This is a genomic window from Streptomyces sp. Tek67B01 (genome assembly GCF_055231995.1).
Genome location: NZ_JBUYUY010000001.1, coordinates 4,450,207 through 4,472,073, shown reverse-complemented (window position 1 = coordinate 4,472,073; position 21,867 = coordinate 4,450,207). Strand labels below are relative to the sequence as shown.

Sequence of the window (21,867 nt, the reverse complement as noted above, 5' to 3'; positions counted from 1 at the left end):
TCACATCCTCAGGAGTTCGGTACCGCAACCGCCGCCGATGGCCGGATAGGGAGCCTGTTCACCGGGCGGCCCGTCGCCGATCGGACCGCCGAGGCGATGGCCGCCGGGGTCGTCACCACCGGGACCGCGCTGGCCGCCTTCGCGCCGAACGGGGCCAGCACGTCGCGCTCTTCGACCAGCTTGACGATCCGCACCACCGGGGCGTCCAGCGACGTCGGCAGGGCGTAGCCCGTCAGGTCGGGGTGGCGGATCACCCCCGCCACCGAGCGGAGGTTTTCGGTCAGCGCCGCGCCCACGCCCTGTGTGACGCCCGCTTCGATACGGGCCTCCAGCTGAGCGGGGTTGAGGATGCGGCCCACGTCCTGCGCCACGGCCAGTTCGACCACGCGCACCGAGCCGAGCTCCACGTCGACGTCCACCACCGCGCGGACCGCGCAGAACGCGAGGCCTACGAAGGCGTCGCCCTGGCCCTGCTCGTCCAGGGGTTCGGTCGGGTGGGGGCGGCACTGGGCCGTCGCCCAGAGTTCCTTGCCGGTCATCGCCTCCGCCACCGTGGTGGAGAACGCGCCGTCGTACGACGTGATCCGGCCGTCCTGGATCTGGAGGAGTTCCGTCGACATGCCCAGCTTGTGGGCCATCGGCTGGAGGAGTTGGGTACGGACCATCTTCGCGGCCCGCTCGACCGCGCCCCCCGACACCCAGGTGTGACGGCCGTGCGCCGCCGGTCCGGCCGGCGGCTGGTCGGTGTCGACCGGGGCCGTCACGACCTCCTCAACGCCCAGGATCTCCTGGACGATCTGGCGGGCGAGCGTCGAGAAGCCCTGGCCGGTGTCGACGGCCGCGCAGATGACGGTGGCCACGCCGTCGACGACCTTCACGGTGGCGGTGGAGACCTCGTCGGCCCCCTCCGCCCCGAGCATGTGCACCATGCCCACGCCGTACCCGACCCCGCGCCGGACCGCGCCCGGTTCGCCCGCGCCCTCCGGGCCGCCCGGCAGCAGCCACTCCTCCTCCGGGGTGTCCTTCGGGAGTGACGGTAGGGGGAAGTCCCGTACGGAGCGCAGGAGTTCCGCGACCGGCGCCGGGCAGGTCACCGTCTGGCCCGTCGGCAGCAGGTCGCCCGTGGCCAGTACGTTGCGCATCCGCAGTTCCGCGCCGTCGATGCCGAGCGCGGCGGCCAGCTTGTCCATCTGGCCCTCGTACGCCGCGCACACCTGCATCGCGCCCTCGCCCCGCACGTGTCCGGAGGGCGGGTTGTTGGTGCGCACCGCCCAGCCCTCGACGAAGGCGTGCGGCACGACGTACGGGCCGCACGCGAAGGCCACGGCCGCCGCGAGGGACTCCGCGGAGGCGTCGGCGTAGGCGCCCGCGTCCATCAGGATCTGGGCCTCGACCTTGACCAGTCGGCCCTCCGCGTCCGCGTGGTGGCGGTAGCGCAGCAGCGTCGGGTGGCGGTGGGCGTGGCCGAGGAAGGACTCCTCGCGGGTGGCGGCCAGCTTCACCGGGCAGCCCGTACGGAGCGCCAGCAGCCCGAGCGGGAGTTGGAAGGCGGGATCCTCGCGGTCGGCCGTCGCGCCCGGGACGCCGGTGACGACGACCCGTACCCGGTCCGGCTCCAGCCCGAAGCAGGCCGCGGCCAGGTCGCGGTCGGTGTGCGGGTCGGTGGAGGCGGTGTAGATCTCCACGCCCCCGTCGGGTCGCGGCACGGCCAGCCCGGCCTCGGCGCCGATGGGCGCGGGGTCCTGGCGGCCGATCCGGTACAGGCCCTCGACGACCACCTCGCCGGTCGCCTCGGGGTCGCCGTAGCGCAGCGGGATGTGCCGGATCAGGTTGCCGTCGGGGTGCAGGGGCGGGGCGCCGAAGGAGTGCTCGGGGTCGGTGACCGCGTCCAGCAGCTCGTACTCGACCGTGATGGCGGCCGCGGCGAGGCGGGCCGTGTCCGGGTGGTCGGCGGCGACGGCGGCGATGGGCTCGCCGTGGTGGCGGACCACGTCGTGGGCGAAGACGGGCCGGTCGGCGATGCGGCGGCCGTGGGTGGTGGCGCCGGGGACGTCGGCGTGGGTGACGACGGCGCGCACGCCGGGCATGGCGGCGGCGGCCGTGGTGTCGATGGAGAGGATGCGCGCGTGGGCGTGCGGGGAGCGGAGCACGGCGGCCCAGAGCAGGCCCTCGGCCCACAGGTCGGCGGCGTAGGGGAAGGTGCCCTCGGTCTTGGCGCGGGCGTGCGCGGAGGGGACGGAGACGCCGATGCCGCGCAGGACTTCGGGGGTCTCCTCCCCGCCGCTGCCGCCGGTCGCCACCGTCGTCGTGATCAGGGTGGTCGTGGCCGCGTCGTGCCCGCTCACGCCATGCCTCCGTTGTGGTGGATGCCGCCCTCGCCCGGTGCGGCCTGGTGCGGGATGCGCGGCTCGGCGGTCGCCGATCCGTCCGCGGTGACGGCCTCGCGCTCGGCCACGACCTCGCGGACCGCTTCGATGACGCCCTTGTAGCCGGAGCAGCGGCAGAGGTTGCCGCAGAGCGCCTGCCGGGTCTCCAGCTCGCTGGGGGCGTGGTTGCCTTCCAGCAGGTCGTGGATGGTCATGGCCATGCCCGGTACGCAGAATCCGCACTGCACCGCACCCGACCTGCACAACGCCTGCTGCACGTCCGAGAGTTCCCCGTCCGTCGCGAGGCCTTCGACCGTGCGGACCTCGCTGGACGCGGCCGTCGCGGCCGGGACCAGGCAGGACGCGACGAGGCGTCCGTCGACCTGCACCGCGCAGGCCCCGCACTCGCCCTGCGAGCAGCCGTCCTTGGCGCCGGCCAGCCCGAGGCGTTCGCGCAGCACGTAGAGGAGGGATTCGCCGATCCACGCACCGGTGACGGGCCGGTCGGCCCCGTTGACGCGCAGCACGTACGAGGCGAGGGGGTGCTCGTGATGCGGGGCGGGGGTGTCGATGAGCATTTCGTCGTACGTCGCGTCCCCGGCCGGGAAACCGGCGGTGGTGTCCGCGCCCGGGAGTGCCTCGCCGCTGTCGGCGCTTCCCGCACCCGGCGCGTACGCCCCGGCGGCTTCGTCCGCCGACCCCTGCGCGGCCCCGCCGAAGGCGTGCCCGGGCTCCGGCTCGGGCTCCGGCTCAGGCCCGTGCCCGGGCTCCGGCTCGGGTCCGGGAGCGCCGAACCCGTGCCCGGCCTCCGGCTCCAACCCGTGCCCCGGCTCAGGCTCCTGCCCCGCGCCGGGCTCCGCCATCGCTTCCGCGAACCCGTGCCCGTCCCCGGGCCCGGGCCCGGCCTCCGCGCCCACCGGACGCGGCCGTTCCTCCTCGACCGGCATCCGCGCCGCCCCGTGGGCCGCGTCGATGTCCGGAGCGGCGTACACGGCGGGCTCCGGCTCCGGCTCCCCCATCGACCCCGCCCCCGACATCGAGACCGGCTCCGCCCCCGGCATCGAGACCGATTCCGGCAGCGGCGTGCCGACGCCGGGGCCGCCCAGCACGCGGGGACCGCGCGCCGGGGCACCCGCGGTCGCGCCCGGGTCTTCCGGGCCCGGCAACACGCCGGAGCTCATCGAGGTGTCGTACGTCGCCGTCGCCCAGGGCGCCGCGGCGCCGCCCGGCAGGGTCGCCGGGGCCTGGCTCCAGTCGGAGGACGCCGTACCGGCCCCGAACGCCCACTGGCCCGTGGCCTGCGGCTCCTCGGCCGGTTCCGCCCCCGGGAAGTGCCACTCGGCCGTGGACCTAGGGTCGGGCTCGTGTCCGGCGTCCGGCTGGTGCCCGTCCGCCTGGTGCCCGTCCGACCGGTGTCCGTCCGACCAGTGCCCGTCCGCCTGGTGTCCTGCGGCCTGCTCGGGCCCCGCCCCACCCGGCGCGGTGTCGGCGAACGCCGCCGCCACCGAGGCCGGGAGCGGGATCGACGCGGGGATCGGCGCGCGCGCCGGTGCGGCACCGGCACCGGAACCCGCACCACCGCCCGTGCCTGGCGCCTCGGGCCACGACGTCGGCATCGTCCACGTGCCGGTGGCCGAGGGGTCCGTACTGGCCGAGCCCAGCGGCACGATCATCGGCGGGGGCACGTACCCGTGCCCGGGCGCGGCCAGCGGCTCCCCGCCGTCGAGGGCGTCCAGCATGTCCTGCGGCAGTTTCACGAAGGCCGTGGCCTCGGAGTCGTACTCGCCGCCCTGCGGCACCGGCTCCCAGCCCCAGGCGGCCCCGGCGTGACCCGCGGCGTCCGCCCCTGCGGTGCCCGCGGAGCCCACGCCCCCGTTCGTTCCGCTCACGTTCTCGTTCTCACTCATGCGCTCAGCGCCCTCCCCAGGGCCCTCCGTGCCAGTACGGCCACCGTCCGCCGCAGATGCAGTACCCCGGCGGCCACCGGTTCGCCCTGGTCGGGCACGCAGGCGGCGGCGACGTACTCGCCGAACGCCTCCAGCGCCTCGGGGGCCAGGCCGCGTTCGCCGTCCCAGTCGATCAGCGAGGCCACCCACTGCTCGGCCTCCAGCGGCCGCAGCGGCATCGGCGCGACCGCGCCGATCGCGCAGCGCACACCCCGGCGCGCGGGGTCCAGTACGAGCCCCACGGACGCCACCGCGCGCCCGGGGCCGGTGCGTCCCGTCGCCTTCAAGAACACCTGTGGCGCGTGCAGCAGCGGCACGCGCACGAAGCCGATCAACTCGCCCGGCCGGAGCATCTCGCGCCCGGCCAGCAGGTGGGAGACCGGGATCTCCCGGCGGCTCACACCCGGGTCGCCGAGCCCGCCGGGCCCGACGATGACGAGGACCGCCTCCAGCGCCGCCAGCACCGGCAGCGCGTCACCGGTCGGCGCGGCCGAGGCGATGTTCCCGCCGAGGGTGCCCGCGTTGCGGATCTGCGGCGGTCCGGCGGCCCGGGCGGCCGCCGCCAGGGCCGGGATCAGAGCGGCGAAATCCGGCCGCCCCATCCGGGCGTGGGTGAGCCCCGCGCCGAGCAGCGCGTGGCCGTCCTGGTACTGCCAGCCGCGGATCTCGTTGATCCGGCCGAGGCCCACGAGCGCGGCGGGGCGCAGCAGGCCCGCGTTGACGGCGGCCATCAGGTCGGTGCCGCCGGCCACGGGAACGGCGGCGGGCATGGCGGTGAGTGCCGCTACGGCCTCGTCGAGCGAGGTCGGCAGCGTGACGGACTGCACCGCCTGAGGCCCCTGAGGTGAATGCGGTGTGTGCAGTGCATGCGGTGCGTGCGTGGTCAACCCAGCTGCCCCTTCCCGATGTCCCGGTCCCGGCGCTCACGCCTGTCCGCCGTACGGTACGTGCTCACCGCCGGGACGTGGCAACTCTGGCACATCTTCCGGGTCTCCCGGCGCGAGGGTCGCCCTCGCACCACGCGCGCCCCCACCACCCTCGCCCTGCCCGCCCAAGTCCCCCGGTTTCGCCGGGTTTCGGCCGAATCAACAAAGAATTCCGACAAACCCCGCAAGGTTTCCGAACCCGTCGGAACACTTGCGAACCCCTGCGAAGCACCCCGTGCGGCACTCCACCGCGAACCGGTTGCCCGGGTCACACGATCGGGGGCTCCCCTTCGATAGGCCGTCCGCGTACACCCGGGCGCCGCTGCCGGGGCGACGGCCCGCCGGGCGGCCGGTAGTCCACGCCGAGCGCGTCGAGCCGCGCGTAGTGGCCGGCCATCCGCGCCTCGAAGGCCTCCGTGTCCCGTTCCGCCGGCTCCGGCAGTCGTGACCACACCACCTCGGCGAAGGCCGCCAGCCGGGGGAAGGCCTGGTAGTCGACGCGGCTCTGGTTCTCCGTCACCTCGGTCCACACGTTGGCCTGCGCGCCCAGAACGTGCGCCGCCGCCTGCGGTGACAGCGTCGGGGGAACCGGCTCGAAGCGGTACACGTCGGCCAGGGTCCGCACGTATCCGATCGGCATCGGCTCATCGGGGCCGGCCGCCTGGCGGTGGTCCAAGTACACGTGCTCCTCGGGGCACATCACCACGTCGTGGCCCGCCTCGGCCGCGGCGACGCCGCCCGCGTAACCGCGCCAGGAGGACACCGCCGCGCCGGGTGCCAGGCCGCCCTCCAGGATCTCGTCCCACCCGATCAGGCGCCGGCCGCGCTCGGCGAGCCAGCGGTCGAAGTGCCGGACGAACCAGGACTGGAGGCCGTCCTCCCCGTCGAGCCCCAGCTCGCGGATGCGTGCTTGCGCCGCCGCGGACGCGCGCCACTGCGCCTTGGGGCACTCGTCGCCGCCCACGTGCACGAAGGGCGAGACCTCCGCCGGGAACAGCTCCAGCAGTTCCTCGAAAACCCCTTCGTAGAAGCGCAGTACTGCCTCCGAGGGCGCCAACACGTTCTCGCTGACGCCCCAGTCGTCCCACACGCCCAGCGCGGCCGTGTCCACGACGTCGGTGTTCCCCAACTCGGGATAGGCCGCGATGGCCGCCTGGGAATGCCCCGGCACGTCGATCTCGGGAACCACCCGTACGTGCCGCTGCGCCGCGTAGGCGACGATCTCGCGGATGTCGTCCTGGGTGTAGTGGCCGCCGTGCGGCGTCTCGTTCCACAGCGGTGAGGCGCGGTGGCCCCAGCGGCTGCGCGGCCGCCACGCGCCGACTTCGGTGAGCCGCGGGTGGCGCTTGATCTCCACCCGCCAACCCTGATCGTCGGTCAGGTGCAGGTGCAGGACGTTCAGCTTGTGTGCCGCCAGCAGGTCGATGTAGCGCAGTACGCCGTCCTTGGGCATGAAGTGCCGGGCGACGTCGAGCATCATCCCGCGCCATCCGAAGCGGGGGCCGTCGTCCACCACCCCGTACGGGAGCTCCCAGACCCGTCCCGGCAGCGGGGCCCGACGGTAGGCGTCTGGGCCGAGCAGTTGGCGCAGCGTCTGGGCGCCCCAGAACACGCCGGCCGCCGACCCGCCCGCCAGCTCCACCCCGTCCCCGGCGATCGCGAGCCGGTACTCCTCGCCCGCCAGGCCCGCGTCCAGCGCGAGCCGTACGTCGCCGCGCGCGCCCGGCGCCGCGTCCGGGAAGGCGAATCCGGTGGCGGCCCCCAGCTCCCGCCGCAGCCAGCCCGCCACACCCTCGGTCCCGGGCCCGGCGGCCAACGCCGTGGCGGGCCCCAGCCTCAGTCTCGCAGCGCCCTCGCGGAACTCGGCACGCCGGGGTTCGGGGATCAGGTCCATGCTCGGCCCTTCGCGACAGCGCGTCGCGCCCCGCGCAACACCCGTTCCGCGCGGCGCCCGTCGGGCCGACCCTACTGGTACGCGTCGCGCCCCCGGAAGCGCCCGGACGCGACCCGGCCCGGCGGGGCTCGTGCCGTCGAGCACGCGGGTGCGCGGGTGGCTCCGGGTCACGTCCGTACGCCCCCCGAAGCCGCCCGGAGCCGCCCGGCGCGGCACGCTCCCGGCCGGCGCGCCGGGGCGTGCGCGCGGGGGCCTACTTGTCCTTGCCGCCCTTGTCCTTGTCGCCGCCGGCGCCCATGGACTCGTAGATCTCCTTGCACATGGGGCAGACCGGGTACTTCTTCGGGTCGCGACCCGGGACCCAGACCTTGCCGCACAGCGCGACGACGGGGGTCCCGTCGAGCGCGCTCGCCATGATCTTGTCCTTCTGGACGTAGTGGGCGAAGCGCTCGTGGTCGCCGTCGCCGTGGGACACCTGCGGCGTCGGCTCTACGAGGGTCCCCGTACCAGTCCCGCGCTCGGGCTCAAGAGTGCTCATGAAATCCAGGGTACCGACCCCGGCGCGGGTCAGTTGAGCGACGGGTCGTCCGGATAGGTGGCGACCATCGCGAGGTCGCCGCGTTGGCGGCGCAGCACCGCCCGCCAGAGCCGTTCGGGGTCCGGGAAGGACACGTCGCCGGGCTCGGAGTCGACCACGTACCAGGCGCCCTCGCCCAGCTCCGCCTCCAGCTGGCCGGGGCCCCATCCGGAGTAGCCGGCGAAGATCCGCAGCGAGCCCAGGGCCGCGGCCAGCAACTCCGGCGGCGTCTCCAGGTCGACGAGCCCGATCGCCCCGTGCACCCGCCGCCACCCCAGCGGCCCCTCCTCGCCCGGGATCACCGCGATCCCGAGGGCCGAGTCCAGTCCCACCGGTCCGCCCTGGAACACCACCCCGGGGTCGCCGGCCAGCGGCGCCCAGGGCAGCAGGATGTCGACGACGCCCACCGGGGTGGGCCGGTTGAGGACGACGCCGAGCGAGCCCTGCTCGTCGTGGTCGAGCAGCAGCACCACCGCGCGGTCGAAGTTCGGGTCCGCGAGGGCGGGGGTGGCCACGAGCAGCCGCCCTGTGAGGGAGGACACCTCGGTCATGCGGACATGATCCCGCATTTCGGCTCCCGAGGGGGACCCGGGGGACGCATCGGATCGCGCCGGGGTCGCCGCACGCGCGCCGGGAACCCCCCGGCGGGCGTCGTTCGCGAGCCGACGCCGACGGCCGCGAACGGTCCCGAAGGGCTCCGAAGGGCTCCGAAGGGCCCGGAAGGCGACACTCCGCAACGCGGCGCGCACGGTGGGTGCCAAGCGGGTGCCATGCCTAATGGATGACAGTCCTACGGCCGCGTCAGCCATACGAATAAGGGGGTGGTGCCCCTTACCCTTTTCACTGGCCCCTGCCCACACTCCCCTGTTCGCCGGGGAGTCCCTCTTCGGAACGCGAGATCCATGACCGGCACTGACGATGTCCTGCTTGTCCACGGCGGTACCCCGCTCGAGGGCGAGATCCGTGTCCGCGGCGCGAAGAACCTCGTGCCGAAGGCCATGGTGGCCGCTCTGCTCGGCAGCTCGCCCAGCCGGCTGCGCAACGTGCCCGACATCCGAGACGTCCGGGTCGTCCGCGGTCTGCTCCAGCTGCACGGCGTCACCGTGCGCCCCGGCGAGGAGCCGGGCGAGCTGATCCTCGACCCCACGTATGTCGAGGCCGCCAACGTCGCCGACATCGACGCGCACGCGGGATCCTCGCGGATCCCGATCCTGTTCTGCGGCCCGCTGCTGCACCGCCTCGGCCACGCCTTCATCCCCGGCCTCGGCGGATGCGACATCGGCGGCCGTCCCATCGACTTCCACTTCGACGTGCTCCGCCAGTTCGGCGCGACCATCGAGAAGCGCGAGGGCGGCCAGTACCTGGAGGCGCCGCAGCGCCTGCGCGGCTGCAAGATCCGGCTGCCCTACCCGTCGGTCGGTTCGACCGAACAGGTGCTCCTGACGGCCGTCCTGGCCGAGGGCGTGACCGAGCTCAGCAACGCCGCCGTCGAACCCGAGATCGAAGACCTCATCTGCGTCCTGCAGAAGATGGGCGCGATCATCTCCCTCGACACCGACCGGACCATCCGGATCACCGGTGTGGACGAACTCACCGGCTACAACCACAAGGCGCTCCCCGACCGCCTGGAGGCCGCCTCCTGGGCTTCCGCGGCGCTGGCCACCGGTGGCAACATCTACGTCCGCGGCGCGCAGCAGCGCTCGATGATGACCTTCCTGAACACCTTCCGGCGGGTCGGCGGCGCGTTCGAGATCGATGACGAGGGCATTCGCTTCTGGCACCCGGGCGGTCCGCTGAAGGCCATCGCGCTGGAGACGGACGTGCACCCCGGCTTCCAGACCGACTGGCAGCAGCCGCTCGTCGTCGCCCTGACGCAGGCCTCCGGCCTGTCCATCGTGCACGAGACGGTGTACGAGTCGCGGCTCGGTTTCACCTCCGCGCTCAACCAGATGGGTGCGCACATCCAGTTGTACCGCGAGTGCCTCGGCGGCTCGGCGTGCCGCTTCGGGCAGCGCAACTTCCTGCACTCGGCCGTCGTGTCCGGCCCCACCCGGCTCCAGGGCGCCGATCTGGTCATCCCCGACCTGCGCGGCGGGTTCTCGTACCTGATCGCGGCGCTGGCGGCCGAGGGCACCTCCCGGGTGCACGGCATCGACCTCATCAACCGCGGCTACGAGAACTTCATGGAGAAGCTCGTGGAGCTCGGCGCCAAGGTCGAACTGCCGAACGGCGACCTCGTCTAGTACCCACCGTTCCCGGGGTCCGCAAGGGCCCCGGGAAGGCCGAAGGGCGGCCACCCCGCACTGGGGTGGCCGCCCTTCGTCGTTCTACGTACCACTGCCGTCCCGAGGGCCTGCGCGGCCCTCGGCACAAGGGCGGTACTACTTGCCCTTGGCGGCTTCCTTGAGCTTGGAGCCCGCGGAGACCTTCACGCTGTAGCCGGCCGGGATCTGGATGGGGTCGCCGGTCTGCGGGTTGCGCGCGGTGCGAGCGGCACGGTGGGTGCGCTCGAAGGTCAGGAAGCCGGGGATGGTGACCTTCTCGTCGCCCTTGGCGACGATCTCGCCGATGGTCTCGGCGAGCGCGGCCAGAACGGCGTCGGCGTCCTTGCGGGTCACCTCGGCGCGCTCGGACAGAGCGGCCACCAGCTCACTGCGGTTCATGTTGTACTCCCGTGTTCAACTTGCCTTAGAGGCGTGAGATCGAAGCCGATGCTGCCAGGGCCCTCGGACAGTCCCCGGACCCGGGTCTGAACGTCAGACCCTCTCGCCCGGTTACGCATCCTGCCCCCACCAGCGGCGGGAAAGCCAATCCGGCACCCGCCAGGGTCACACGAAAAGCGCCACAGTCACGCCGCGGTGACGCTCCGTCCGCACCCGTCGTACCGGTGGATGCGGATCGCGGGCCCCGCGGGCATCCCCGCAACCCTAGAGGCGCCCGGCCGGGCCCGCATCCCGCGACGCGCCGGGATCAGGCGGAGGTGGCTGCCGTCACAGAGGCCGAGGCGGCCTTGCGGACGGCGCCGGCGACCGCGCCCGCGACCTTGTCGTTGAACACCGACGGGATGATGTAGTTCGCGTTGAGTTCTTCCTCGCCGACGACGTCGGCCAGCGCGGTGGCGGCGGCCAGCATCATGCCCGTGTCCACGGTCCGGGACTGGGCGTCCAGCAGGCCGCGGAAGACGCCCGGGAAGACCAGGACGTTGTTGATCTGGTTGGGGAAGTCGGAGCGGCCGGTGGCCACGACGGCGGCGGTCTGACGGGCGACGGCCGGGTCCACCTCCGGGTCGGGGTTCGCGAGCGCGAACACGATCGCGCCCTCCGCCATGGCGGCCACGTCGTCGCCGTTCAGGACGTTCGGGGCCGAGACGCCGATGAAGACGTCGGCGCCGACCACGGCCTCCTTGAGGGTGCCGGTGTAGCCCTCGGGGTTGGTGTTGTCGGCGATCCAGCGCAGCGGGGAGTCGGGCGCCGCGTCGACCAGGTCGGGGCGGCCCGCGTGCACCACGCCGTTGATGTCGGCGCTGACGGCGTTCTTCACCCCGGCCGCGAGGAGCAGCTTGAGGATGGCGGTGCCGGCCGCGCCGGCGCCGGACATGACGACCTTGATGTCGCCAACTGCCTTGCCCACCACGCGAAGCGCGTTGGTCAGGGCGGCGAGGACGACGATGGCGGTGCCGTGCTGGTCGTCGTGGAAGACGGGGATGTCGAGGGCCTCGCGCAGGCGGGCCTCGATCTCGAAGCAGCGCGGCGCGGAGATGTCCTCCAGGTTGATGCCGGCGAAGCCGGGCGCGATGGCCTTGACGACGGCGACGATCTCGTCGGCGTCCTGCGTGTCGAGGCAGATCGGCCACGCGTCGATGCCGGCGAAGCGCTTGAAGAGGGCCGCCTTGCCCTCCATGACGGGCAGCGCGGCCATCGGGCCGATGTTGCCCAGGCCCAGCACGGCGGAGCCGTCCGTCACGACTGCGACGGAGTTGCGCTTGATGGTCAGGCGGCGCGCGTCCTCGGGGTTCTCGGCGATGGCCGTGCAGACGCGGGCGACGCCCGGGGTGTAGATCATCGAGAGGTCGTCGCGGTTGCGGATGGGGTGCTTGGACGACATCTCGATCTTGCCGCCGAGGTGCATCAGGAAGGTGCGGTCGGAGACCTTGCCCAGGCTGACGCCCTCGATGCCGCGCAGCTTCTCGACGATCTCGTCGGCGTGCGCGGTGGAGGTCGCGGCGATGGTGACGTCGATTCGGAGCTTCTCGTGACCGGACGCGGTGACGTCGAGACCGGTGACCGATCCTCCGGACGACTCCACGGCGGTGGTGAGCTGGGAGACCGCGGTTCCGCTCGCGGGCACTTCCAAGCGGACCGTCATCGAGTACGAGACGCTGGGCGCCGTTGCCATGGCCGTGTTCCTCTTCTGTCCCTGGTTTTTCTGTACACAGGGCCCCGCGCGGCGCCACCGAAGACGGCGGGTGCGCCAGGACCTGTTGTCCGATCGTCCCACCTACCAGCCGGTACAAGGTAACCAGCTACAAATTTCGGAAGAACTCTTCCACCATACGAGATTTCCCAGCCGCGCGGAACCCTGTATGGGCCACGCAAAACAGGTCTGCCCCTCCGCGACGGCGGAGGGGCAGACCTGTCTTCACGTTTGAACACCGACCCGCCATGCTCGCCTCGCGGCAAGTGGTCGCTCTAGGCGACGAAGGTTGGGCCCGGGGGCTTGGATCGAGCCGGTGTCGTAACCAGGCTAACAAAGGATCGCCGAAAGCGATCCCCCTCCCGGCAGTCGTCCCCGCCACCACACCTCTGGCGGCGGGCCATCCGGCCCAGCAGGCCCCCGGATCAGCCCGCGTCCGGGGCGAGCAGCGAGGCAACGCCCGAGGCGTCGGGGTCGTCCCGGGCGGTGGAGACCACCGTCAGCTGCTGCGTCGCGCGCGTCAGCGCCACGTACAGCACCCGCAGCCCGGCCGGCGACTCCTCGGCGATCTCCGCCGGGGAGACGACCACCGTGGCGTCGTACTCCAGCCCCTTCGCCTCCAGGCTGCCCAGCGCCACCGCACGGCCGCCCAGCTCCGCCAGCCAGCCGGCGGCCTCCGCGCGCCGGTCCATGGCCACGACCACGCCGACCGTGCCGTCCACCTGCTCCAGCAGCCTGCGGGTCTCCTCCCGCACCGCACCGCCCAGATCGCCCTCGGCGGCCGTGAAACGGGGCTTCAGGCCCGTCGAGCGGACCGCCCGCGGCGGTTCCATCCCCGGCATCGCCCGGCGCAGCACGCGGGAGGCGACCTCCGCGACCTCCGCCGGGTTGCGGTAGTTCACGGTCAGCGTGAACCGGCGGCGCGGCCGGGACCCCAACGCCTCGTCACGCGCAGCCGCCGCCTCCTGCGGGTCCGTCCAGGAGGACTGGGCCGGGTCCCCGACCACCGTCCAGGTGCCGTGCCGGCCCCGACGACCGACCATCCGCCACTGCATCGGCGTCAGGTCCTGCGCCTCGTCCACGATGACGTGCGCGTACTCGGTCCGCTCCGCCGCGATCCGCTCCGCCCGCTCCCACTGGGTCTCCTCGCGGGTCGGCATCAGCTCCTCCAGCCCGCTCAGCTGGTCCAGCGGATCGAACTCCCGCCTGCGGCGGGGCCGCGCGGGCGCGCCCAGCAGCTGCTGGAGCTCGTCCAGGAGCGCCACGTCGTGCACCGACAGCGGCCCCTTGCCCTCCGGGCCGATCCTGCGCAGCGAGCGCGCGAGCCGGCGGGCCTCGCGCGGGTTCAGGTCCCGGCGCGACCAACGGCCGAGCCTGCGCTCGTCGGCCATCGCGGCCAGCACCCCGCGCGGGGTCAGCTCGGGCCACCAGGCGTTCAGGAAGTCGATGAAGGCGTCTTCCGTGGAGACGTCCTCGTCGAACGCGGAGCGCAGCTCGGCGGCCAGCTCCGGGTCGCTGTGCCGCCCGTTGGCCCCGGACTTCGCGTACAGGGCGTCGAGCAGCAGCTTGCGGGCGCGCGGACGCAGCAGGTTGACCGGCGCGGTACCGCCGAGCACGTTCTGCCGGATGCGGTTCAGTTCGCCGGCCTCCAGCTCCTGGCGCCGCCCGAAGGCCACGACCCGCAGCCGGTCCGGGGCCCCGCCCCCACCGGCACCGCCGAGTTCCAGCGCGCCCCGGACCGCCTTGCGGAGCACCTTGAGCATCCGGGACGAGCCCTTGATCAGGGCCACGGCGGGTTCGTCGTACGTGGTCGCCTCCGCGCCGTCGACCAGCGAGCCCAGCGCGCGGATGGCGACCTGCCCCTCCTCACCGAGGGAGGGCAGCACACCCTCGGTGTACGCGACGAGCAGCGGCGTCGGCGAGACGATGAGGATGCCGCCCGAGTAGCGCCGCCGGTCCTGATAGAGGAGGTAGGCGGCGCGGTGCAGGGCCACCGCCGTCTTCCCGGTGCCCGGACCGCCCGCCACCTCCGCGACGGACGCGGCGGGAGCCCGGATCACCAGGTCCTGTTCGGCCTGGATCGACGAGACGATGTCCCGCATGGAGTGCGTACGGGCCCGCCCGAGCGCGGCCATCAGGGCGCCGTCGCCGATGACGGGCAGTTCCTCGCCGTCGAGGAAGGCGGTGACCTCGGGGCGCATCAGGTCGTCCTCGACGCCGAGCACCTTGCGGCCCTTGGAGCGGATCACCCGGCGGCGTACGACGCGGCCCGGGTCCTTCGGCGTCGACCGGTAGAACGGCGCGGCCGCCGGGGCCCGCCAGTCGATCACCAGCGGCGCGTAGTCCGAGTCGAGCACGCCGATGCGCCCGATGTGCAGGGTCTCGGCGATGTCGGCGGTGAGGTCGGCGCGGATGGCGTCGTCGGCGGGCTCGACGGAGGTGTACGCCCCGTCGGGGCCGCGTTCGCCGTCCTTGCCGAGGACCAGGTCGACGCGGCCGAACAGGAAGTCCTCGAACTCGTTGTTCAATCGGTTGAGGTGGATCCCGGCGCGGAAGACCTGCGCGTCGCGCTCGGCGAGCGCGCCGGGCGTGCCGACCTGCCCGCGCTTGGCGGCGTCGTTCATCAGGAACTCGGCCTCGTGGATCTTCTCCTCTAGGCGTTGGTACACCCGGTCGAGATGCGTCTGCTCGACCGCGATCTCACGATCGCGGACGGAATCCGCCGTGCTGTCGACAGCGGCATTCTGCGCGGCCACCAAGGCCCCCTTCTGACGTGCATGGGCGACCGTCAACCGTACGCGAATCCGGGCCGGGTCCGCACGCCCGTTCCGAGACCGTTCGCGGATCGCTACGAAGATCACCGCGAAGGGCGTCGCGGTCGAACGACATCGGGGTCGAGGTCGGCGTCAGGACGATCCGGCCGCCAGGACCCTCCGGCGGTGGCGGGCGACCCGTTCACGGTTGCCGCACAGCTCGCTGGAGCACCAGCGCCGGCGGTGGCCGCGCGAGGTGTCGAGGTAGACGCGGGCGCAGCCCTCGCCCTCGCAGGCACGCAGCAGCGCCCGGTCGCCGGGGTCGGTGAGCAGCTCGACGGCGTCCCGGGCGACCGCGGCGAGCAGCCCGGCGCATTCCACCGCCCCGCACAACTCCCGTACGAGATGCCCTTCTTGGTCCCGCACCGCACACAGCCCCGGGGGTGGACCGGCCGCCGCCGCGTTGACCCGGGCCAAGGCGTCCCCCTCGGGCGCGGCCCCGTGCAGTTCGGCCCGTACGAGGCTCTCCACATCGCCGCGCAGCTCCCGGAAGGCGCCGACCCAGTCGGGTCCGACCCGCCCGAGGGGTGTGCGGTCGGGGACCAGCCCGGCCCCGACGAGCCACAGCCTCAGCTCGTCGCCGTCCCGGATGCCTTCGGTGTCCCGCCGTGGGGCGAAGGTGGCCAGCAGGTCCAGGCAGACCCGCCCGGAGTCGAACCACATACCGGTCACCGCCTCGGTTGCCGTGGGCCGCCTCCCCAGAGTGCCCGTCAGGTGCCCGGTCGGCTAGACCCCGTCCGGCGGGTTGTCGTGCAGCAGCAGTTGGAACAGCCGGTGGTCGCGCCAGGCTCCGTCGATGTGCAGGTAGCGCGGCGCGAATCCGATCTGCTCGAAGCCGACTTTGGCGAGGACCCGTTGGGAGGCCACGTTGTCGACGAGGGTGCCCGCCTCGATCCGGTGCAGCCCGACCTCGTCGCGGGCGATCCGGCAGACCTCCCGCAGGGCGGCGGTGGCCAGCCCCTTCCCGGCCCACGCCCGGTCGACCCAGTAACCCACTCCGCCGCTGCGGAAGGGGCCGAGCGCGATGCCGCCGAGGTTGATGGCGCCGACGGGCGTGTCGCCCGCGACGAGCACGAACGGCAACAGCCGCCCGCCGTCCCGGTCGGCCAGCAGCGCCCCGATCCGCTCGCGCTGCCCGGCCCCGGTGTAGAACTCCTCGGGCCGCCGCGGCTCGTACGGCGCCATGTGGGCCCGGTTCCGCGCCAACGCCCCGGCCAGCCCTTCGGCGTCATCGACCGTGACGCCCCTCATCTCCACCCCGTCGATCACCACGACGGCACGCTAACCCTCCCCCGGCCCCGATGACCACACGGCACCGCACCAACCCCGCACCGCAGCCGAATCCAGCCCCGCCGGCGTTCGAGGCGCGGGGCCCGGGGCGGAGCCCCGCAAAGCCCGGCGCAGCCGGGGCCGCGCAGCGCGACGGCGCCGCACCCGCCCCCGCCGGCCCCGCCCCGCCCGGGCAGGCACCGGCACCGCCCCCGCCGAACCCCTACACCCCCGGCGGCACCCCGCACCCGTCCCCGCCCGGGTCCAGCGACAGCCGGTACCCCCGCTTCACCACCGTCTGGATCAGCCTCGGCACCCCCAGCGCCGCCCGCAGCCGCGCCATCGCCGTCTCCACGGCGTGCTCGTCCCGCCCCGCCCCCGGCAGCACCCCCAGCAGCTCCGCCCGCCCCACGACCCACCCCGGCCGCCGCGCCAGCGCCCCCAGCAGCGCCATCCCGGCCGGCGGCACCGGCCGTAGCTCCGCGTCGACGAGCACCCCGTGCCCCCGGATCTCCAACCGGTGTCCCGCCACCGGCAGGACCCTGGCCCGCCCCGGCAACTCCTGGCACAGCAACTGCACCAGCGGCCCGATCCGGAACCGCTCCGGCTGCACCGTGGCCACTCCCTCCGCCTGCAAGGGCAGCGCCGTCACCGGGCCCACGCACGCCGACAGCACGTCCCCGCGCAGCCCCTCCAGCACCGCCTCCCGCATCCCCCGTTCGGTCGCCCGGGACAGCAGCGAGGCCGCCGCCGGGGCGGAGGTGAAGGCGAGGGCGTCGACCCCGCCGGTGGCGACTGCGTCGAGGAGCCGGTCCAGCGGGCCCGGGTCCTCCGGCGGCATCCACCGGTACACCGGTACGACCACCACCTCCGCCCCGCCCGCGCGCAGCGTCTCGACGAACCCCGGCAGCGGCTCGCCGTGCAGCTGGAGCGCGATGCGCCGCCCGGCCACTCCCTGGGCGAGCAGCCGGTCCAGTACCTCCGCGAGGGACTCCGACCCCGGCGACCAGGCCTCCACCAGCCCGGCGGCCCGTACGGCGCCCTTGACCTTCGGCCCGCGCGCCAGCAGCTCCGTGGTGCGCAGTCGGTCGAGCAGTTCCTCGCCGATCCCCCAACCGTCGGCGGCCTCGATCCACCCACGGAAGCCGATGGCGGTGGTGGCGACGACCACGTCCGGGGTGCGTCGGATCAACTCCTTGGTGGCTGCCATGAGTTCGCCGTCGTCGGCCAGGGGCACGATCCGCAGGGCCGGGGCGTGCAGCACGGTCGCCCCGCGCCGGCGCAGCAGGGCGATCAGCTCGTCGGCGCGGCGGGCGGCGGTGACCCCGACGGTGAACCCGGAGAGGGGGCCGGTGGCCGTTTCCGTGGCGGCGTCGTCGTCCATAGTGGTGTCCTGCCTCGCGCATGGGTTCTCACGTGTGTCGCTCAACGGGAACCGAGCCTGCCAAATCGCCGTGACGGGCTCGGTTCCATCGTATTTCGCTGCCGTTAACCCCCGTTACACCGAGGTGAGCTGCCGCTTCGCCGTCGGCCCGGCCACCGGCCGCTCCCCGGGGGCCGGCCGGCGAAGGTATACCGCCCAGGTGACGGCGCAGCACACGGCGTAGAAGCCGAGGAAGGTGACGAAGGCGGCGGTGCCCGACCCGGCGTCCGTGAAGGCTTGGCGGAACACCAGGTTGATGCCCAGCCCGCCGAGCGCTCCCACGGCGCCGATCAGCCCCATGGACGCCCCGGAGAGCCTGCGTCCCCAGGCCGCGGCGTCCTCGCCGGTCATCCCTCGGGCCAGCGCCTTCGCCTGGAAGATCCCGGGGATCATCTTGTACGTCGAGCCGTTGCCGAGCCCGCTCAGCGCGAACAGGGCCACGAACCCGACGAGGAAGACCGGCAGCGACTCGCGGACCGAGGCCGCCACGACCACGCCCGTCGCCGCCGCCATCGCTACGAACGCGGCCAGGGTGATCCGCGCCCCGCCCAGCCGGTCGGCGAGCGCCCCGCCCACCGGACGGACGAGCGAGCCGAGGAGCGGTCCGATGAAGGTGAGGGAGGCGGCCTGGAGCGGGGTCCGGCCGAACTGGGTCTGAAGGACCAGCCCGAAGGCGAAGCTGTAGCCGATGAAGGAGCCGAAGGTGCCCACGTAGAGGAACGCCATGATCCAGGTGTGCGGGTCGCGTGCCGCGTCCCGTACGGCGCCCCCGTCCTGGCGCACCGGCGCCAGGTTGTCCATGCGCAGGAAGGCCAGCGCCGCGGCGGCGACGATCAGCGGGACGTACGCGGCGAGCAGCAGCCGCGGGTGCCCGGCCCCCGCGGTCCCGATCACCAGCAGGGCGACGAGCTGCACCACCGGTACGCCGATGTTCCCGCCGCCCGCGTTCAGCCCGAGCGCCCAGCCCTTCTTGCGCAGCGGGAAGAAGGCGTTGATGTTGGTCATGGACGAGGCGAAGTTGCCGCCCCCCACGCCCGTCAGGGCGGCGACGGCGACGAAGACCCCGTACGGGGTGCCGGGTTCCATCACCACGAGCGCTGCCACGGTCGGCGCGAGGAGCAACAGGGCGCTGACGACGGTCCAGTTGCGGCCGCCGAAACGGGCGACGGCGAAGGTGTACGGGATGCGCACGACGGCGCCGACGGCGGTGGCGGTCGCGATGAGGAAGAACTTCCCGGCGGGGTCGATGCCGTACCCGGGGCCCATGAAGAGCACCATCACGGACCAGAGCGACCAGATGGAGAACCCGATGTGCTCGGAGAGCACGGAGTACAGCAGGTTCCGCTTGGCGGTCTTCTCCCCGGTCTCCTTCCAGAACGTCTCGTCCTCGGGGTCCCACCGCTCGATCCAGCGGCCCCCTTCGCGCGGTGCGGTCGTACCGGTGCTCATCACACGCCTCCACAGCTGTCGCGTCCGTGGGAAGACCGTAGGAACGGCGCGTTTCGACTCCGGTCCCCGGCTGATGACCGCCGGGAAACCTTGCTCTCACCCGCCGCCGGGTGCGTCTGTGAGCGCGGCCGGACGCCAGGCGTCCGGGGGCGGGTCCAGCCAGCCGCGGGCGGCCGCGCCGGCGGAAGCGGCCGCGAGGAGGGCGTCGAGGCCGGGGTGGACGAGCCCCTCGCGCCACACCATCGACAGCGGGGACAACGGCACCGGGTCGACGAGCGGCCGTTTCGCACAGCCCGGCAGGTCGGGGAAGTCGACGGTGACCAGGACCGGATTGCGGGTCTTGGCCATGACCCGGCGGAACTCGTCCTTGCCGACGGCCACGGGCGCGGGCGGCGCCAGTGCGATGCCGCGGCCGGCGAAGAGTTCGCGGGCCAGCCCGGTCCATTCCAGGGTCCGCGGGTTCCCGGCCCCGGCGTACACGGTCTCCCCGGCCAGGGCCGCCAGCGGTACGTCGTCGCGCGCGGCCAGCGGGTGTCCCTCGGGCAGCAGCACGGCCAGCGGCTCGTACCGTACGGGCCGGTGCGCGAGACGGGCGCGCAGCGCGGGGGCCAGACCGTCGGCGTACCCGAAGGACACGTCCAGGCGCCCGGCGGCCATCTCGGCGGCGGCATGCGTGAGCCCGCTCTCGAAGCGGGCCATCAGCTCGCATTGGGGGGCGAGTTCGCGGGCGTGTTCGAGTACGGTGCGGGCGGTGCTCGGGCCGTCGGTGTTCAGGTCGACGAGCAGCGCCCGGGGCCCGGCGAAGGCGGCGGCCAGCTCTTCGTGCGCGGCGAGCACCTTGCGGGCGGGCGCCAGCAGCCGCTCCCCCTCGGCGGTCAGTTCCACGGCGCGGGTGGTGCGCAGGAACAGGGGTGCGCCGAGGAGCTGTTCGAGCCGTCGTACGTCCCTGCTCAGCGCCTGCTGCGCCACGTACAGGCGGCCCGCGGCGCGGGTGAAGTGGCGCTCTTCGGCGACGGCGACGAAGCCGCGCAGCAGCCGGGGTTCCACATCGCGGGGGATCACCCGGGGAGACTAACAACGCAAAGCGGTGAATGGCCCCGGAACAGGTGTTGGACCCTGTGGGCCGGCCGGCCGGAGGCTGTTCCCATGCCGTACGCGACCTCCTCCCGCAGCCCCCTCATGACCGTCTCCGGCTCCACCCTCGTCCACGCCGCGCCCCTCTCCTATCGCCCCTCGCCCTCCCGGGCGGCTCGCGGGGGCGGCCCCTACCGGCGGTTGTTCGCCGTGCCCGGGGCCCGCGCCTTCACCGCCGGGAACCTCCTCGCCCGCCTCCCCATGGGGATGTTCGGCATCAGCGCGGTGATGATGATCGCCGGGCAGCGGGGCTCGTACGCCCTGGCCGGCGCCGTCACCGCGACCGGCATGGCGGCCACCGCGATGGTGGCGCCTTGGACGGCCCGGCTGGTCGACCGCCACGGCCAGGCCCGGATCGCCGTCCCCGCCACCGTGATCGCGGTGCTCGGCTCATTGGCCCTGGTGCTGAGCGTCCGGGCCCACGCACCGGCCTGGACGCTGTTCGCCTCGTACGCGGCGACCGCCACCACCCCCAACATCGGCGGCATGTCCCGCGCCCGCTGGACCCACCTCCTGCGCGACCGCCCGGCCGAGCACCACGCGGCGATGTCCTTCGAACAGGCCGCCGACGAACTGTGCTACATGCTCGGCCCGGTCCTGGCGGCGCTCCTGTGCTCGGCCGTCTTCCCCGAGGCGGGCACCCTCACGGCGGCCGCCCTGCTGCTCACGGGAATGCTGCTCTTCACGTCCCGGCGTGCCACCGAGCCCCCGGTGTCCCCGCTGCGCCCGCCCGGCTCGGCGCTGCGCGCCGTGGCTGCGCTGCTGCCACTGTTCGCCGCCCTCGGCACGATGTTCGGCGCGATGGAGGTCACCTCGATCGCCCACCTCGGCGCCCTGGGCCTCGGCGCCGCGTCCGGGCCGGTCCTGGCGCTCCAGGCCCTGGGCTCCTGCGCGGCCGGGCTGCTCTACGGCGCCCTGCGCCCGCGGGGACTGACCACCTGCCTCGTGGCGTTGGCCGCGGCGATGGCCCTGCCCTGGGCGGCGGCCTGGACTGGCTCGCTGCCGCTGTTGGCCGTCGCGCTGCTCGCGGCGGGCATGGCGACGGCCCCGACGATGGTGACGGCGATGTCCCGCGTCCACGCCGTCACCCCGGCCGGCCGGCTCAACGAGGGCATGACTGTCGCCGTCACCGCGATCCTCGCCGGCATCGCCGCCGGCTCGGCCGGCGCCGGCCAACTGATCGACCACTTCGGCCCCCCGACCGCCTACGCCCTCCCGGCGGCAGCCGCCCTCCTGGCCCTGCTCATCACCACCGTCCGGGGCCGGTAGTCGTATTGATTTTTATGTACCGCGTCGGTACGTAACCAGGTACGAGTCACGGGGGACGTGGGACGAAACCGGGAGTGGAGCATGTCGATAGGCGCCGGCGAGGCACAAGCGAGCCTCTTTCCGCTCATCGAGCGGGTGAACACGGACCACGACCCCGTCCGGATCACCTCTCGTCACGGGGACGTCGTCCTGATGTCCGCCGATGACTACGACTGGTGGCAGGAGGCTGTCTACCTGCATTTCGATGCCGGCCTGCGAGGATTTCTCCACCACTGACGTCCGTCGCGGACGGGGCGGCCCGGTCGGATCGACACGCGGCGCACCGGTTCCGCCGGGTCCTGGCATGACGAAGGCCCCGCAGTCTGACGACTGCGGGGCCTTCGCCCAC

The 21,867-nt window shown here is 73.6% G+C and carries 17 protein-coding genes; 3 read left to right on the top strand and 14 right to left on the bottom strand.

Annotated features, from left to right (window positions below; all coding sequences use genetic code 11):
* Positions 1-8 precede the first annotated feature (8 nt).
* From ACV7NM_RS20060 to ACV7NM_RS20035, 6 genes are all read right to left on the bottom strand, one after another.
* Complete coding sequence (locus ACV7NM_RS20060) at positions 9-2,345, bottom strand: xanthine dehydrogenase family protein molybdopterin-binding subunit (RefSeq protein WP_463411553.1); 2,337 nt, start codon at positions 2,343-2,345, stop codon at positions 9-11.
* Positions 2,342-4,273 carry a (2Fe-2S)-binding protein gene (locus ACV7NM_RS20055; protein WP_463411552.1) on the bottom strand — a complete coding sequence of 644 codons (1,932 nt, stop codon included), beginning with the start codon at positions 4,271-4,273 and terminating at the stop codon, positions 2,342-2,344. Before ACV7NM_RS20055 ends, ACV7NM_RS20060 begins: the two co-directional genes overlap by 4 nt.
* The gene (locus ACV7NM_RS20050) at positions 4,270-5,199 is read right to left on the bottom strand and encodes an FAD binding domain-containing protein (RefSeq protein WP_463411551.1); all 930 of its coding nucleotides are present in this window, start codon (positions 5,197-5,199) and stop codon (positions 4,270-4,272) included. Before ACV7NM_RS20050 ends, ACV7NM_RS20055 begins: the two co-directional genes overlap by 4 nt.
* Positions 5,200-5,506: 307 nt before the next feature.
* Positions 5,507-7,132 carry a beta-N-acetylhexosaminidase gene (locus tag ACV7NM_RS20045; protein ID WP_463411550.1) on the bottom strand — a complete coding sequence of 542 codons (1,626 nt, stop codon included), beginning with the start codon at positions 7,130-7,132 and terminating at the stop codon, positions 5,507-5,509.
* A gap of 253 nt (positions 7,133-7,385) precedes the next feature.
* Complete coding sequence (locus ACV7NM_RS20040; protein WP_007264396.1) at positions 7,386-7,670, bottom strand: DUF3039 domain-containing protein; 285 nt, start codon at positions 7,668-7,670, stop codon at positions 7,386-7,388.
* 29 nt (positions 7,671-7,699) lie between these two features.
* Entirely contained in the window at positions 7,700-8,260 is a 561-nt protein-coding gene (locus ACV7NM_RS20035; RefSeq protein WP_463411549.1) for a YqgE/AlgH family protein, read from the bottom strand.
* Between the two features lie 351 nt (positions 8,261-8,611).
* On the opposite strand from ACV7NM_RS20035, the gene murA reads away from it, so the two are divergent.
* Complete coding sequence (gene murA / locus ACV7NM_RS20030) at positions 8,612-9,952, top strand: UDP-N-acetylglucosamine 1-carboxyvinyltransferase (RefSeq protein WP_463411548.1); 1,341 nt, start codon at positions 8,612-8,614, stop codon at positions 9,950-9,952.
* 138 nt (positions 9,953-10,090) lie between these two features.
* Here the strand turns inward: murA and ACV7NM_RS20025 are convergent, their stop codons facing one another.
* From ACV7NM_RS20025 to ACV7NM_RS19990, 8 genes are all read right to left on the bottom strand, one after another.
* Entirely contained in the window at positions 10,091-10,372 is a 282-nt protein-coding gene (locus tag ACV7NM_RS20025; RefSeq protein WP_214953953.1) for an HU family DNA-binding protein, read from the bottom strand.
* A gap of 307 nt (positions 10,373-10,679) precedes the next feature.
* Positions 10,680-12,104, bottom strand: a complete 1,425-nt coding sequence (locus ACV7NM_RS20020; RefSeq protein WP_463411547.1) for a malic enzyme-like NAD(P)-binding protein — start codon at positions 12,102-12,104, stop codon at positions 10,680-10,682.
* A 443-nt stretch (positions 12,105-12,547) separates the two neighbouring features.
* A complete protein-coding gene (locus ACV7NM_RS20015; RefSeq protein ID WP_463411546.1) occupies positions 12,548-14,878 on the bottom strand; it encodes a HelD family protein in 2,331 nt (776 codons plus the stop codon).
* A gap of 150 nt (positions 14,879-15,028) precedes the next feature.
* A complete protein-coding gene (locus ACV7NM_RS20010; RefSeq protein ID WP_463411545.1) occupies positions 15,029-15,598 on the bottom strand; it encodes a CGNR zinc finger domain-containing protein in 570 nt (189 codons plus the stop codon).
* Positions 15,599-15,661: 63 nt separating this feature from the next.
* Positions 15,662-16,186, bottom strand: coding sequence for a GNAT family N-acetyltransferase (locus ACV7NM_RS20005; protein WP_463413998.1), 525 nt, complete (start codon positions 16,184-16,186; stop codon positions 15,662-15,664).
* A 241-nt stretch (positions 16,187-16,427) separates the two neighbouring features.
* Entirely contained in the window at positions 16,428-17,588 is a 1,161-nt protein-coding gene (locus tag ACV7NM_RS20000) for a uroporphyrinogen-III synthase (protein WP_463411544.1), read from the bottom strand.
* A gap of 114 nt (positions 17,589-17,702) precedes the next feature.
* Positions 17,703-19,076, bottom strand: a complete 1,374-nt coding sequence (locus ACV7NM_RS19995) for a nitrate/nitrite transporter (RefSeq protein WP_463411543.1) — start codon at positions 19,074-19,076, stop codon at positions 17,703-17,705.
* 96 nt (positions 19,077-19,172) lie between these two features.
* Positions 19,173-20,138, bottom strand: coding sequence for a LysR family transcriptional regulator (locus tag ACV7NM_RS19990; RefSeq protein ID WP_463411542.1), 966 nt, complete (start codon positions 20,136-20,138; stop codon positions 19,173-19,175).
* An 84-nt stretch (positions 20,139-20,222) separates the two neighbouring features.
* Here ACV7NM_RS19990 and ACV7NM_RS19985 point away from each other — a divergent pair, with 84 nt between their 5' ends.
* Together ACV7NM_RS19985 and ACV7NM_RS19980 are read left to right on the top strand one after the other, a co-directional pair.
* A complete protein-coding gene (locus ACV7NM_RS19985) occupies positions 20,223-21,479 on the top strand; it encodes an MFS transporter (protein WP_463411541.1) in 1,257 nt (418 codons plus the stop codon).
* A gap of 81 nt (positions 21,480-21,560) precedes the next feature.
* On the top strand, positions 21,561-21,755 hold the full coding sequence (locus tag ACV7NM_RS19980; protein WP_463411540.1) for a type II toxin-antitoxin system Phd/YefM family antitoxin: 195 nt from the start codon (positions 21,561-21,563) through the stop codon (positions 21,753-21,755).
* Positions 21,756-21,867 lie beyond the last annotated feature (112 nt).